This is a genomic window from Psychroserpens sp. (assembly GCF_045105015.1).
Lineage (GTDB): Bacteria > Bacteroidota > Bacteroidia > Flavobacteriales > Flavobacteriaceae > Psychroserpens.
The window spans coordinates 1-16073 of record NZ_JBGCCX010000023.1; the positions used below are offsets into that span (position 1 = coordinate 1).

The following is a 16073-nucleotide window of genomic DNA, read 5'->3' on the forward strand; positions in this document are numbered from 1 at the left end:
GTTTCAGCATTTTGCGCTAATCCAATTTCTAATTGCTCATCATTTGGAGCTTTACCATGCCAAGCGTGTGTGTGCATCATAAAATCTACACCATTACCCATAACGGTTTTAAGTAAGACACAGACTGGCTTACCATTGCCTGTTAATGATTTTGCTTCAGCCATTCCATTTAAAATAGCATCTATATCATTCCCTTTTTCAATATCAACTACGGTCCAACCAAAAGCTTCAAATTTTGCTCTTACACTTCCCATTGGTAATACATCATCTGTTGAACCATCAATTTGTTGTCCGTTTAAATCAATTGTTGAAATGATATTATCAATATTATTTGCTGCAGCATACATGATACCTTCCCAATTTTGTCCTTCTTGCAATTCACCATCACCATGTAAGCTATACACTATATGTTTGTCATTGTTTAACTTTTTAGTTTCAGCTGCACCTAAAGCAACACTAAATCCTTGTCCGAGAGATCCAGAAGCTATTCTTACTCCAGGAAGGCCTTCATGAGTTGTAGGGTGGCCTTGTAATCTAGAATCTATTAATCTGAATGTATTCAATTCATCTACCGGAAAATATCCAGATCGAGCTAGAACGCTATAAAAGACAGGTGAAATGTGTCCATTCGAAAGAAAGAAAAGGTCTTCACCAATTCCATCCATATCAAAACCTTCATTTCTATCCATAATCTCTTGATAGAGTGAAACGAAGAATTCTGCACATCCTAGCGAACCTCCTGGGTGTCCTGAGTTTACTTTGTGAACCATTCGTAAAATATCTCTACGAACTTGTGTTGTTAAATCTTGTAGTTGTTGTGTATTTGGCATATAATTAGAGTGAGTAATTTAAGCTTCAAAAATAAAGTTTTCAATAGCCTAATCAAAAATAGACACGAGTCACTTATTAACGATTTTAGCCAGTTGCTAACAATTTAAAAGTGATTTATAATTACGAATCTGAGTTTTAAGTTTTTAGTAATATAATTTTATTAAATGTTTAAGACCATAATACATCTAGATAATTATCTTTGCGCACTGATTATTCTACTTTATGAATTTTGATTTAAAAGCTAGTGATCCTCAAAGTAAAGCCAGAGCTGGAGTAATAACAACAGATCATGGACAGATTGAGACACCTATATTTATGCCAGTTGGTACAGTTGCTTCTGTAAAAGGCGTTCATCAACGTGAGCTTAAAAATGATATTAATCCAGATATTATTTTAGGAAACACCTATCATTTATATTTAAGACCACAAACACCCATTTTAGAAAAGGCTGGTGGTCTGCATAAGTTTATGAATTGGGATAGAAATATTCTAACCGATTCAGGTGGATATCAGGTATATTCTTTGTCTGCCAATAGGAAAATCAAAGAGGAAGGTGTAAAATTTAAATCTCACATTGATGGTAGTTACCATGTGTTTACTCCAGAAAATGTTATGGAAGTTCAGCGCAGTATAGGAGCTGATATCATTATGGCTTTTGATGAATGTACGCCTTATCCATGCGATTATAATTATGCTAAACGATCTATGCATATGACACATCGTTGGTTAGAACGTTGTCTTAAACACTTAGACAAAACACCTTTTATGTATGATTATGAGCAAACATTTTTTCCAATTGTTCAAGGTAGTACTTATAAAGATTTAAGAAAACAATCAGCTGAATATATTGCTAATGCAGGAGCGCAAGGGAATGCTATTGGAGGTTTGTCTGTTGGAGAACCTGCTGAAGAAATGTATGCAATGACTGATGTTGTTTGCGATATTCTACCTTGGGAAAAACCACGTTACTTGATGGGTGTTGGAACACCAATTAATATATTAGAAAATATAGCATTAGGTGTTGATATGTTTGACTGTGTAATGCCTACACGAAATGCAAGAAACGGAATGCTTTTCACAGCACATGGAAGCATAAACATTAAAAATTTAAAATGGGCTGATGATTTTTCACCAATAGATGAAATGGCTATTACTTTTGTCGATACCGAATATAGCAAAGCTTATTTGAGACATTTGTTTACTGTTAATGAATTATTAGGAAAACAAATAGCTACGATTCATAATCTCGGATTTTATTTGTGGTTGGTAAGAGAAGCGAGAAAACATATCTTAGCAGGAGACTTTAGAGCTTGGAAAGATAAAATGGTAAAGCAAATGAATAAAAGATTGTAGTTAAATAATTGAAAATAAATTAGTTAAATATATTTACGTAAACTCTAAATTTAATATATAATAACATTTGAAAATACTCGATTGGTACATATTAAAACGCTATTTGTTCACATTTTTGATGATGTTACTTCTGTTTATTCCAATTGGGATTACAGTTAACCTTGCAGAAAAAATCGGAAAAATATTAGAGAAAGAAGTTCCTTTTCATGCGGTCGCTCAATATTATTTAGATTTTACTATATATTTTGCCAATTTGTTGTTTCCTATATTTCTGTTTTTATCAGTAATTTGGTTTACTTCTAAGCTTGCTAATAATACAGAAATTGTTGCTTTTTTAAGTTCAGGTGTCTCTTTTACTCGATTCTTAAGACCTTATTTAATTGGAGCAACTATTGTTTCTGTTTTTGCTTTAGTACTCGGATTGTATTTGGCACCAAAAGCAAGTAAAGGTTTTAATACCTTTAAATACACCTATCTGAAGAGTAGTAGAGATATTGTTAAAACTCAAGATATATACAGGCAAATCAACGATAACGATTTTATTTTTGTCAGTAACTTCGATCCTAAATCAAAGCGTGGCAATAATTTTACTCTTGAACATTTTGAAGGCAATTCATTAAAATATAAAATTTCTGCTCAATCAATTACTTATAAAGACTCATCTTATAAGCTTGTAAACTATACTAAAAGAACTGTTGGTGAACATGGTGATATTATTGAAACAATCAGGCGTAAAGACACTATATTTCCTTTTGACGTTGATGATTTAACACCAGTTGAGTATATCGCAGAAACACTTCAGTATGGCGAGCTTAATCGCTTTATCGAAAAGGAGAAACAAAGAGGCTCATCTAATATTGGACGATATGAAGTAGTTAAATATAAAAAATGGAGTTTGCCAGTTTCAGTTTTCATATTAACCATTATTGCTGTTGCTGTATCTTCAGTAAAACGAAGAGGAGGCATGGGAGTTAACCTAGCTTTTGGAATTACAATAGCTATGGTTTATGTATTTTTTGATAAAGTGTTTGGTGTCATGGCTGAGCAATCAGATTTCTCACCAATTATAGCTGTATGGTTTCCCAATTTGGTTTTTGGTATATTAGCTGGATATCTTCTTTATAATGCCAAACGCTAAAACCAAAAATTATCTTCACCTTCATTTTTTAGTATTTATTGCTGGTTTTACTGCTATTTTAGGAGAACTGATTTCTATTGGCTCAACAGATTTAGTTTGGTATCGTATGTTAATTGCAGGCATTTTAATGTTTGCTTATATAAAATTTATCAAGCTTGAAATTAAGGTTGATTCAAAAACCAAGCTAAAGTTTTTTGGAGCTGGAATCATCATTGCTTTACATTGGATTACCTTCTTTGAAGCTATTAACCAATCTAATGTATCCATTACTTTGGCCATGTTTTCAACTGGTGCTTTTTTTGCATCCTTCATTGAGCCACTAATCTATAAACGACGAATTATTTGGTACGAAATTATTTTTGGTATCATAGTTATAATTGGAGTCTTTTTGATAACGCAAAGCGAAATCAAATATATTAATGGAATTTTGTTAGGAATATCATCTGCTTTGTTTTCAACTTTATTTGCAGTAATTAATGGTCGTTTTATTGAAGTGCATCAAGCGACAGTTATTTCTTTCTATGAGTTTATAAGCGGTGTTGTTTTCTTAACTATTTTTATATTCTTATTTCAAGATGGATTTAGTCTAGAGTTTTTTAATCTTAAAACTTCAGATTGGATTTATTTGTTTATTCTCGCTTCAGTATGTACTGCTTATGCATTTATTGGATCTGTTGATGTCATGAGACTTATTAGCCCTTATACAGTTATTCTTACATACAATTTAGAACCCATATATGGCATTGCTTTAGCTTTGCTATTATTTCCAGAAACAGAAATTATGAGTACTCAATTTTATTATGGTGCGATTCTAATTTTGATAACGGTGTTAATGGATGCTTTTTTAAAAAATTATAAACGAAAAAAGAAGATTTCCTAGGTAATTGATAAAACCTTGTAAAGCTTAATTTGATTTAATGATATTTACTATTTTTGTTAAACCTCAAAATCGAACTTACCTTTCGCGTGCCTACAATCGAAAAAAAATGTAGTTTTGTACGCTAACTAAAACTAAACAATTGTTTAAATGGAATATTTAGAATTTGAGCTTCCTATAAAAGAATTGCAAGATCAATTAGAGAAATGTCAAATCATCGGAGAAGAAAGTGATGTTGATGTTACTGAAACTTGCAAGAAGATTGAAAAGAAACTAGCTGAAACAAAAAAAGATATATACAAAAACTTGTCAGCTTGGCAACGTGTTCAGTTGTCTAGACATCCCAATAGACCATACACTTTAGATCATATAAACGCACTTTGTGGTGATTCATTTTTAGAGCTTCATGGTGATCGTAATGTTAAAGACGACAAAGCAATGATAGGCGGTTTGGGTAAAATTGGAGACCAAACATTTATGTTTATCGGACAGCAAAAAGGCTATAATACCAAAACCAGACAGTACAGAAATTTTGGAATGTCTAATCCAGAGGGCTATCGTAAAGCATTACGTTTAATGAAGTCTGCTGAAAAATTTGGAATTCCAGTAGTGACCTTAATAGACACTCCTGGTGCTTATCCTGGTCTTGAAGCTGAAGAGCGCGGACAAGGAGAAGCAATCGCTAGAAATATATTAGAAATGTCTCGCCTTAAAGTTCCAATTATTGCCATAGTTATTGGTGAAGGCGCATCTGGTGGAGCACTAGGAATAGGAGTAGGAGATCGTGTTTTGATGCTGGAGAATGCATGGTATTCTGTAATTTCTCCTGAAAACTGTTCTTCAATTCTTTGGAGAAGTTGGGATCAAAAAGAACAAGCTGCTGAAGCTTTAAAGCTAACGGCTACAGATGCTAAAAGATTAAAAGTTGTAGATAGCATTATTAAAGAACCACTAGGAGGAGCCCATTCTGATAGAGAAGCTACTTTTTTAGCGGTCAAAAAAGCTATTGAAACAAATTATAAGGATCTTAAAAACTTATCACCAAAAGAAATGGTGAAACAACGCATGGAAAAATACTTAGCCATGGGAGTTTTTAAAGGCTAAACCTTATAACATAACGGATTAAAAAAACTGAAACATTAGCTTTCGGTTTTTTTTGTCACTATTAACAATATAATCAAGTTATTAACAGTTAAATTGTTGACGACCTGTTAAGATTGAAAATTCGCATAATTCAATTTTAGGTTTCAATTGTTTTACTTTCGTAGTTATGAAGCAACCTAACCAAATACAAGGCTATAAAGTCGATAAAAGCACGATAATAAACCTTGAGAAAGGAAAAATACCACCTCAAGCAATTGATTTAGAGGAGGTTGTGCTAGGAGCAATGATGATTGATAAAAAAGGTGTTGATGAGGTTATCGATATCTTAAGTCCAGATGCATTTTACAAGGAAGCTCATAAAACCATCTTTGAAGCAATTTTCAAATTATTTGAAAATAGCGAACCTATAGATTTATTAACCGTTTCTAGTCAGTTAAAGAAAGACGCTAAATTAGATTTAATTGGAGGTGATTTTTATCTTATTTCTCTTACACAACGTGTATCATCTTCTGCTCATATTGAATTCCATGCACGAATCATTCTTCAAAAATATATTCAACGAAGTTTAATTAAAATTTCTAATGAAATTATTGAAGAAGCTTACGACGAGACTAAAGATGTTTTCGACTTATTAGACAACGCTCAAGCTAAGTTATATGAAGTTACACAAGGAAATGTAAAAAAGTCTACAGAAACTGCTCAAAGTTTAGTAATTCAAGCTAAAAAGAAAATTGAAGAAATTTCTAATAAAGAAGGTATGAGTGGTATTCCTACAGGATTTACCAAATTAGACCGTCTTACTTCTGGTTGGCAACCAAGTGATTTGATTATTATTGCTGCTCGTCCAGGTATGGGTAAAACAGCTTTAACGCTTACTATGGCAAGAAACATTGCTGTAGATAGTAATATTCCTGTAGCATTTTTCTCATTAGAGATGTCTTCTGTACAATTAATAACTCGTTTAATTTCTTCGGAAACTAATTTGTCTTCTGAAAAATTAAGAACAGGGAAACTTGAAAAGCACGAATGGGAACAATTAAACGTTAAAGTAAAAACCTTAGAAAAAGCGCCATTATTTATTGATGACACACCATCGTTATCAATTTTTGATTTGCGTGCAAAAGCCAGACGACTAGCCTCTCAGTACGGAATTAAAATGATTATGATTGATTACTTGCAATTAATGACAGCTGGAGGAAGTCAGAAAGGAGGAAATCGTGAACAAGAAATATCTACGATTTCTCGAAATTTGAAAGCTTTGGCAAAAGAGCTCGCTATTCCAGTTATTGCTTTATCGCAGTTATCTCGTGCTGTTGAAACTCGTGGAGGAAGTAAACGTCCGTTATTATCAGATTTGCGTGAATCTGGAGCGATAGAGCAGGATGCAGATATTGTAAGTTTTATTTACAGACCAGAATATTATAAAATTGATGAATGGGATGATGATGATCGCTCACCAACAGAAGGTCAGGGTGAATTTATCGTTGCAAAACATAGAAATGGTGGCTTAGAAAACATTAGATTAAAATTCATTGGTCATTTAGGTAAGTTTGATAACCTTGACGATTTCGATACACCTTTTGGTGAATTTCATTCAAAGATGAATGCTGCTGCTAATGACGATACGTTTAAACCAGATAATTTCCCATCAGCTTCTGATGCTTTTGGCACTCCAGAAGAAGACGATAATGATGTGCCATTTTAAGATTTTTTAGTAATTAATTACCATATATTAACTTAAATTTGCGTTCAGCTAAAAAAGAAGAAACGCCTCATGTTAGACGAAAGACGAACCACAAATACTCTACTACTATTTATAGTTATTCCTTTAGTATTTTATTTACTGAAGTTGTTGTCTTTTATTTTCATACCATTAATATCATCTATGTTTATTGCTTTGCTATTCTTGCCTCTAATGCGATGGCTAAGCAGAAGAAATGTTCCTAGGTTAATGAGTATAGTTATAGTGATTTCACTTATTGCAATTGGTGTGTTTATAGGTGTTGAATTGGTACAACTTTCGAGTAGACAAATCTTGTCTAATAATACTGGTTTCTTTGGTAAAGCTGAAGTTAAAATCAATGACTTAATGTTATACCTCCAAAATGAATTTGGAATTGTATATAATTCTGAAGGAAATATAATAGGTCAATTTTTTCAAAAGGAGAATATAGGATCTACATTTGATTTTATACGAAAGTTTCTTACAAATATATTAATGATTACGTTCTTCACCATCTTATGGTTGTCTGAATCTATTAATATGCACAAGGTGATGAATAATACTATCTTAAAGCGTAAACATACCTCAATAAAAGCTTTCATGAAGATTGAAAAAGACTTGATTACTTTTATCAAAGTTAAATTTTTAGTGAGCTTATTAACAGGAGTTTTTACAGGTTTGGCCTGTGTGTTTTTTGATGTAAGTTTTCCGATTTTTTGGGGCTTATTTGCATTCTTAATAAACTTTGTGCAGATGGTTGGATCATTTATATCTGTAATTTTGTTGTCTATTTTTGCTTTTGTAGAACTAGACCCAACAAGTACTTTGTTTTTCTTCATATTATCAATTACAGGAGTACAAGTCATATTTGGTGCCATACTAGAACCAATATTTATGGGTAAATCGTTCTCTATAAATGTCATTACAGTATTGATTATGTTAATGCTTTGGGGTTTTATTTGGGGAATACCAGGTCTAATTATGGCAATTCCAATTACGGTATTTATTAAAATTATTCTTGAACAATTTCCAGGAACAAAAGTCATTGCATCCTTGTTATCTGGGCCTGAGCGATCTATTAAATCGATAAAAAAATAGCTTGATAGCTCTTGATTTTTAATTATCTTTCAGAATCATATTTAATGTATATTCTATGGTTCATGGTACTCATAATGCTGTCGCAGACGACAGAAATAAACTCATAAAAATTTATGTAAATGGTGAATTTTTCAAAAGAGAAGACGCAAAAATTTCAGTATTTGATAGTGGCTATTTAGTTGGTGATGGTATATGGGAAGCTCTACGTTTGCATCAAGGAGTCTTAGTGTTTCTTAAAGATCATTTAGAGCGTCTATGGAATTCAGCTGCTACTGTTGGTATGCAATTTCCTTTTACAAAAGAAGAATTAACGAAGACTGTTTGGAGCGTTCTCAATGAAAACAATATGACTGATCATGTTCATGTTCGTATCATGATCACACGTGGTATTAAAAAAACACCATCTCAAGATCCAAGATTAACTATTTCTGGTCCTAATGTTGTCATTATTCCTGAATATAAAAAAGCATCCGAAGAAAGTAAGCAAAAAGGCATTACCTTATTTACAAGTACCATCAGAAGAGGATCTCCAGACTACCTAGATCCAAGATTAAATTGTCATAGTAAACTACATGAAGTTCAAGCGCTAATTCAAGCTATTGAAGCAGGTGCTGATGAAGCTCTGATGCTTGACGTTAACGGATTTGTTTCTACTTGTAATGCGACTAATTTTTTTATAATTAAAAATGGAGAAGTGTGGACGTCTACTGGTCAATATTGTATGAATGGCATTACAAGAGCTAAAGTAATTGAGGCATGTCTTAAAAACGGAATTGTTTGTCGCCAGAAAGATTTTTCATTATTTGATGTGTATGGTGCAGATGAAGCATTTGTTACTGGAACGTTTGGTGGTTTAACTCCTGTCACGAAAATTGATGGAAGACAAATAGGTGAGAAGGCCTATGGTGACATGACTCAAAAACTTTCAAAGTTATACCATGATTTAATTGAAGAAGCAGTATCAAATGAAAACTAATACAATTAAAAGGATATCACTATGGTCTGGCCCAAGAAATATCTCTACAGCTTTGATGTATAGTTTCGCACAGCGTCAAGATACTAAGGTGTTTGATGAGCCATTGTATGCATATTATTTGAAAAATTCTAATGCAAAAGACTATCATCCAGGTTCAGATGTGATATTGAAAACTATGGAAAATAATGGTACTAAAGTTGTAGATATGATGCTTAGTTATTCTGAAAAACCAGTTTTATTTTTTAAGAATATGACTCATCATCTTTTAGATTTAGATCGGCGTTTTATGAATGATGTCTACAATGTGATTCTTACCAGAAACCCTGAGGAAATGTTACCTTCATTTGCAAAAGTAATTACGCATCCAACAATGAATGATGTGGGTTATAAACTGCATTCAGAATTAGTTAATTATTTTGAAACTAATCATATTAAATATGTGGTTTTAGATGCTAAAAATGTCTTGTTAAATCCTGAAGGTGTTTTGAAACAACTTTGTAATCATATTGAAATTCCTTTTGATATAAACATGTTAAGCTGGCAACCACAAAAATTAGAGGAGGATGGTATTTGGGCTAAATATTGGTACGACAGTGTTCATAAATCCTCGAAATTTTCATCCTACAAACCCAAAACAGAACCATTTCCTGATTATTTGAAACCATTATTAGAAGAATGCATGCCTTTTTATAATCAATTATCTCGAATGGCATTATCTTAAAAATTGATCGTTTTTAGTAAAAAGCATAAAACTATATTAAAGCATTTAGTTTGGGAATTATTTTTGAGTATCTTTCGATTATGAAGAAGATTTTTGTCCTTATCGTATTTTTAAGTTTAGCCTTAAACAGCTATGCATCTTATATATTAATTCCTATGGATGTTGAAGGTCAACAAAACCATTTGAAAGCTTATGGTGTTACCTATTGGACACTTGAAAAGCAAGTCAAGGTAAAATGGTTATTAAATTATAAAGGTGGCTCTTTTTTATTGCCTGATAGTGAAGAAATTCGAAGAGAATGCACCATTAGAGGTGTTAGTTTTGAAGTTGTTTCTAATTCAAAAGCAGAAGAAATTTTAGACTTAATTGCAAGTCCATCACAAAACATGGAAGCTGTTGTATTAGAAAAAGCACCAAAAATCGCAGTATACACACCAAAAGGTTTGCAGCCTTGGGATGACGCAGTAACTATGGTTTTAACTTATGCTGAGATTCCTTATGAAACCATTTATGATGAAGAAGTTTTGAACGACGGCTTGTTACTATATGATTGGTTGCACTTACATCATGAAGATTTTACAGGTCAGTACGGAAAATTTTACAGAGCATACAGGTCGGCTTCCTGGTACATTCAAGAAAAAAAAGACGCTGAGCAATTAGCATTGAGTTTAGGTTATGATAAAGTATCTCAAGAGAAATTAGCAGTAGCAAAAAAAATACGCGATTATGTAATTGGAGGAGGCTTTATGTTTGCCATGTGCAGTGCTACAGATAGTTTTGATATCGCATTATCTGCTGAAGGTGTAGACATTTGTGAACCTATGTTTGATGGTGATGGAAGTGATCCTAGTTACCAAAACAAGGTTGATTATAATAGAACATTTGCGTTTAAAGATTTTGTTTTAGAGCGTAGTCCTAATGTTTATGAGTTTTCATCAATAGATATGACACAAAAGCGTCGTATATCTAAAACAACAGATTATTTTACATTGATGGATTTTTCTGCAAAATGGGATCCAATTCCTTCAATGTTATGTCAGAATCATACTGCTTTGGTAAAAGGCTTTATGGGACAAACAACATCGTTTACTCGAGATGAAATAAAGTCGAATGTATTGGTCATGGGAGAAAATAAAACCAATGGTGAAGCGAAATATATTCATGGTATTAAAGGCAAAGGCTTTTTTACATTTTATGGAGGTCATGATCCTGAAGATTATACGCATAAAGTAGGTGATCCTAAAACTGAATTAGACTTGCATCCTACATCTCCTGGTTATAGATTAATTCTAAATAATGTATTATTTCCAGCAGCTAAAAAGAAGAAGCAGAAAACATAATGTTTAAATCATGAATAGTAATTTAAGAGCTTTTTTAAATTTATTATTAGGCTCATTCCTATTTTGGGTTTTAGCTTTTATATTGTTTAACACGATTAGATATAATGGCTTATCTTTTGAATTAAAAACGTATTCTGAAGACGACATTCAACTGCCAATTCGTTCATTTTATGCATATTCAGTTCTTTTGGGACTAATTTTAGGCTTTTTTTATGCCATAATTGAATTTTGTTTTGATCTCTATGTGAGCAAAAAACTAATTCTTGGTGTTACCATTTTTCTTAAATCTCTAGTCTATTTCATTCTTATTATTACTGTTTTAAGCCTGTTGTCTCTTTCTATTGAAAAACAAGTAGGTATTGAATTAGATAATGATCGTGGATGGTGGAGAAATAATCCCTTCTTTTGGAATACAGTCATCTACTTTATTACTGCATCTATTGTGTTTTCATTTATTAGAATTGCAAATGATAAATTTGGAAGAGGTGTGTTTTTAAACATGCTATTAGGAACATATAAAAGACCGAAAGAAGAAGAACGGATTTTAATGTTTGTTGATTTAAAAGACTCCACTAAAATTGCTGAGCAACTAGGGCATGAAGTTTATAGTCGTTTTATTCAAGACTGTTTTAAAGATCTCAACAAATTTTTAAGAACATACGATGCAGAAGTATATCAGTATGTAGGAGATGAGGCAGTAATAAGTTGGATTAATAAGAGGGGTTTTAAAAATAACAATTGTATTAATTTGTTTTTAAGTTTTGAGAACGCTTTACTAAAAAAATCAAATTATTACAAAGGTAAATATAATTTTGTACCTGTTTTTAAAGCTGGAATTCATTCAGGTAAAATTATGATTGCTGAAGTTGGTACTGTCAAAAAAGAGTTAGCTTTTCATGGTGATGTCATAAATTCAGCATCAAGAATTCAAAGTTTATGTAATGACTATCATTCGACATTGTTAATTTCTGAAACCGTATTACACCAAATAAATAATGATATAATTTCTTATGAAGAAATCAAAGAAGATTTCACGCTAAAAGGAAAACAGAAAGCAGTTAAAGTTTATAAAGTGACTTCTAAATAAAAAAACCGATTCAGAAGTGAATCGGTTTTTTTATTTAATGTGATCCTACATGACAGCCACAAGCTCCTCGAGTAAAACTCTGAGATTCTTCATGCCAAGGGAATGCTTCATTATAATTATTATTTTCCCAATAAAACTTTGAACGCTCTTTGGGTTCGTTTCCAATTTCATTCATCGTTGCAGTATCGTACATGCGACCATTAATCATCGTGTAAATAATGCTTTCAGAATGTCTAATATCTTCTAAAGGATTTTTATCCATGACAATTAAATCGGCTAATTTACCTTCTCTAAGAGAACCAATATCATTTCCTGCACCAATATAATTTGCGCCATTAATTGTTGCTGCTTTTAGCGCGTCATGATTAGAAAATCCACCTTGTTGTAGTAACCATAATTCCCAATGTGCACCAAGACCTTGCAGTTGTCCGTGAGCACCAAGATTGACATTAACACCTGCATCACTTAAGGCTTTACAGGTTTCAGAAACCAAAACATGACCATTTTTATATTCTTCTTGTGGAATCATAATACGATGTCTTGAACGTGAATCTATGATTCCTCTCGGTGTATATTTTAATAGTTTTTCATTTTCCCAAACATTGGTGTTTTGATACCAATACATTTCACCATTCATTCCACCATAATTCACAATCAGTGTTGGTGTATAGCCAACATTACTGTTTCCCCAAAGTTCAAGAACATCTTTATATACTGGAGCCACAGGAATATTATGTTCAACACCTGTATGGCCATCCATAACCATAGTAATATTATGATAAAACGTTGATCCACCTTCTGGAACAACAAATATACCTTCCTCTCTTGCAGCTTGAAGTACTTGTTGTCTCTGTTCTCTTCTAGGTTGGTTATAACTCTTAACAGATAATGCGCCAAATGCTTTTGTTCTTCTAATAGATGAACGTGCATCGTCTAAATTATTGATAACCGCTTTAAAATCACCATCAGCTCCATAAAGGATAAAACCAGTAGAGTAGAGGCGTGGACCAACTAAAGTTCCATTTTTCTGTAATTCTGAAAGTGCAAATACTGTTTCAGAATGCGCAGAAGGATCGTGTGCAGTTGTCACACCAAAAGCAAGGTTAGCGTAAAACTGCCAGTGTTTTTGTGTTGTTAATCCGTAGCGAAAACCGCCAATATGCGCATGCGCATCAACCATTCCAGGCATTATCGTTTTTCCTGTTACGTCATATACTTTTGCATCCGACGGAATTGTAATTTCTGAAGCATTACCGATACGTTCAATTTTGTTTTTATTGATAATAATAACACCATTCTCAATAACTTCATCACCTTCCATAGTAATTATAAGTGCGCCTTTTAGAGCAATTCTTCCGATTGGTGTATCTGAGTTCACTTTCAAATTGATTTTTATCCCACTTTCAGAAAGTTCAGTGTCTTCAGAAGCTTCAGCAGAATAATACATATTTCCCAAAGACCAATGTATTTTCTTACTGTCTTTAGACCAATGTAAATTGATACCAGCATCTTTTGAGAGTTGTGAAATTGGAACAAAAGTACTTTTGTCTGTCAAATCTAAAGTTTGCCCAGCCTTAGGCATGGGAGCCATGTAAACTTTATGTAGATGAATAAATGCAATCCAGTTTCCGTCAGGACTAGGTACTAAACGATTGCCATGTTTTGATTTTATGTGTATTTGTTCATCAAATCCGTTGAGGTCAACGCTTTTCAATTCTTTAGTTAATGCACCAAAAAACTGTCCACCTTTTTGATAAATAATTCTAGAATCATTACTATTAAGCATAGGAAAGTCGCCTTCTTTTGAAATGAGTTTAGGATTTGTTCCATCTGCATTCATTACATATAGACCAGTGTTTTTTGAATAAGTACGACCTTGTTCATTGTTACCACCTTCTTTTCTAAACACAATATGTTTTCCGTTGTTAGAATATGATGGATTTCTGTAAATACCTTTTTCAGAAGTTAACTTTGTAGGAGTTCCGCCAGAAGTTGGTATCGCATATATAGCACCTAAGTTTTCATCATTCCAAGTAACATAAGTAATGGTGTTTCCATCTGAAGAGAAAGAAGGTTCAAATTCAAAGTCAGTTCCTGTGGTTAGTCGTTTAGCCTTTCCGTTAGGTAATTTTTGTGAATATAAATAACCAAGAGCGTTAAAGACTATTGATTTTTCGTCTGGAGAAGTTACCACATGGCGCATTACTTTAGCGTCAAAAGTTTCAGGAGCTACAGGAGTATCAAATTCTATTGCAGTTGCAATTTTGATAGTTGCATTTACTTGAAAAGGGATGTCAGTAACTTTTTGAGTATTGATATCTATTCTGTTAATTTTTCCGCCAGACCAAATGATAATCTCCTTATTATTAGGCATCCAGTTAAAATTGGTATAAACTCCAAAAATCGCCCATGCTTCCTGTTGATCTTTATTGAGGCCGTCATAAATAGGCCATTCTTCACCAGTTTCTAAGTCGTGAATGTATAAAACCGATTTAGTACGAACACGCTTAATAAAAGCTAGTTTTTTTCCGTCTTTAGAGATTTGAGGACGAGCAGCACCTCCTGGACCACCAGTAATCCTGTCAATTTCACCAGTTTTCATATCATAACGATTAATCACATAGATTTGTTTATTTGGATCTTTGTTATACTGAAAGAAACCACCTGGATACATGTCTTCACTATAATATAAATATTTTCCATCTGAAGAAATACTCGGTTCATTAACATCTTGCTGATCGTTTTTCTTTTTAGTCAGTTGAATGCCACTTCCACCAGTTTTATGGTACATCCATAGTTCGCCTGCACCAAGTGAGCGACCAGATGTGAAATGTTTTCTTGCGATAAGGTAGTTGCTGTCTGGAGTCCAAACAGCATTATTTAATAATCTGAAACTCTCTTTTGTAATTTGTTTAGCATCTGAACCATCAGTATTCATCATCCAAATATTATCTCCACCACTAGCATCACTTGTAAATGAGATGTGTTTTCCGTTTGGACTGAAACGTGGCTGGATTTCAAAAGCTAGTCCTTCTCTTAGGATGGTTGCTTTACCGCCATTTATATCCAATTTATAAATATCGCCTAGAAGATCAAAAACTATGGTTTTTCCATCAGGACTAACATCAAGATTCATCCATGTACCTTCGGTGGTTGATAGTTTTAATTCTTTAAAACCCCAATCACCTTTTGGATTAGAAACATTCCATGGTTTTTCTTCAGTTTTATCTTGACTGAAGGAATTCATAGCAACAAGTAGAATAAGAGATACGATAAGTTTTATAGGTTTCATGTGTTAAGTTTTAATTGACCTCTAAGTTAATTATAAAAATTGAAATTGACTGATAAATTAAAGTAGTGATAATTGAAATTTATGATTGTATATAAATAAAAAAACCGACTCATTTCTGAGTCGGTTTTTATAAGCGAATTGTTATTATTATTTAGGCGAACGCCTTACTTTACTTTGTTAACTATTGCTTCAAAAGCTTCTGGGTTATTCATTGCTAGATCTGCAAGCACCTTACGGTTCAATTCGATGTTATTAGCTTTAAGTTTTCCCATAAATTTTGAATAACTCATTCCATGTTGTCTTGCACCAGCGTTAATACGCATAATCCAAAGTTGGCGGAATGTTCTTTTTTTAACTCTACGGTCTCTATACGAATATTGCATCGCTTTGTCAACCGCATTTTTTGCTACTGTCCAAACGTTTTTACGTCTTCCGAAGTAGCCTTTTGCTTGCTTAAGAACCTTTTTTCTTCTGGCTCTTTTCGCTACTGAATTTACTGATCTTGGCATTTTTTCAATTGTTTTTTTGTAGTA

The 16073-nt window shown here is 32.9% G+C and carries 13 protein-coding genes; 10 read left to right on the forward strand and 3 right to left on the reverse strand.

Features of this window, described 5'->3' with window-relative positions:
* The coding region (locus AB8B90_RS01770; RefSeq protein WP_405333063.1) for a transketolase at positions 1 to 830 on the reverse strand (830 nt) is incomplete at its 3' end.
* 223 nt (positions 831 to 1053) lie between these two features.
* On the opposite strand from AB8B90_RS01770, the gene tgt reads away from it, so the two are divergent.
* The 10 genes from tgt to AB8B90_RS01820 all read left to right on the forward strand — a co-directional run bounded on the left by tgt (position 1054) and on the right by AB8B90_RS01820 (position 12248).
* Complete coding sequence (gene tgt, locus AB8B90_RS01775) at positions 1054 to 2184, forward strand: tRNA guanosine(34) transglycosylase Tgt (RefSeq protein WP_405333065.1); 1131 nt, start codon at positions 1054 to 1056, stop codon at positions 2182 to 2184.
* Positions 2185 to 2251: 67 nt separating this feature from the next.
* Entirely contained in the window at positions 2252 to 3322 is a 1071-nt protein-coding gene (locus AB8B90_RS01780) for an LptF/LptG family permease (RefSeq protein ID WP_405333067.1), read from the forward strand.
* The gene (locus tag AB8B90_RS01785; RefSeq protein WP_405333069.1) at positions 3309 to 4202 is read left to right on the forward strand and encodes a DMT family transporter; all 894 of its coding nucleotides are present in this window, start codon (positions 3309 to 3311) and stop codon (positions 4200 to 4202) included. The genes AB8B90_RS01780 and AB8B90_RS01785 overlap by 14 nt, the downstream gene beginning before the upstream one ends.
* A 147-nt stretch (positions 4203 to 4349) precedes the next feature.
* On the forward strand, positions 4350 to 5303 hold the full coding sequence (locus AB8B90_RS01790; protein ID WP_405333070.1) for an acetyl-CoA carboxylase carboxyltransferase subunit alpha: 954 nt from the start codon (positions 4350 to 4352) through the stop codon (positions 5301 to 5303).
* A 166-nt stretch (positions 5304 to 5469) separates the two neighbouring features.
* A complete protein-coding gene (gene dnaB, locus AB8B90_RS01795) occupies positions 5470 to 7008 on the forward strand; it encodes a replicative DNA helicase (RefSeq protein WP_405333072.1) in 1539 nt (512 codons plus the stop codon).
* Positions 7009 to 7077: 69 nt separating this feature from the next.
* Entirely contained in the window at positions 7078 to 8124 is a 1047-nt protein-coding gene (locus AB8B90_RS01800) for an AI-2E family transporter (protein WP_405333074.1), read from the forward strand.
* Between the two features lie 55 nt (positions 8125 to 8179).
* Positions 8180 to 9100, forward strand: coding sequence for an aminotransferase class IV (locus AB8B90_RS01805; protein WP_405333076.1), 921 nt, complete (start codon positions 8180 to 8182; stop codon positions 9098 to 9100).
* Positions 9090 to 9821, forward strand: a complete 732-nt coding sequence (locus AB8B90_RS01810) for a sulfotransferase family protein (RefSeq protein ID WP_405333078.1) — start codon at positions 9090 to 9092, stop codon at positions 9819 to 9821. The genes AB8B90_RS01805 and AB8B90_RS01810 overlap by 11 nt, the downstream gene beginning before the upstream one ends.
* An 80-nt stretch (positions 9822 to 9901) precedes the next feature.
* The gene (locus AB8B90_RS01815; protein WP_405333079.1) at positions 9902 to 11161 is read left to right on the forward strand and encodes an asparagine synthetase B; all 1260 of its coding nucleotides are present in this window, start codon (positions 9902 to 9904) and stop codon (positions 11159 to 11161) included.
* A 10-nt stretch (positions 11162 to 11171) separates the two neighbouring features.
* Positions 11172 to 12248 carry an adenylate/guanylate cyclase domain-containing protein gene (locus AB8B90_RS01820; RefSeq protein WP_405333081.1) on the forward strand — a complete coding sequence of 359 codons (1077 nt, stop codon included), beginning with the start codon at positions 11172 to 11174 and terminating at the stop codon, positions 12246 to 12248.
* Positions 12249 to 12282: 34 nt separating this feature from the next.
* Here AB8B90_RS01820 and AB8B90_RS01825 read toward each other — a convergent pair whose 3' ends face one another.
* A complete protein-coding gene (locus AB8B90_RS01825) occupies positions 12283 to 15540 on the reverse strand; it encodes an amidohydrolase family protein (RefSeq protein WP_405333082.1) in 3258 nt (1085 codons plus the stop codon).
* 164 nt (positions 15541 to 15704) lie between these two features.
* Positions 15705 to 16049 (reverse strand): 50S ribosomal protein L20, encoded by a 345-nt coding sequence (rplT, locus tag AB8B90_RS01830; protein ID WP_405333084.1) that lies wholly within the window; start codon positions 16047 to 16049, stop codon positions 15705 to 15707.
* Between the last annotated feature and the right edge of the window lie 24 nt (positions 16050 to 16073).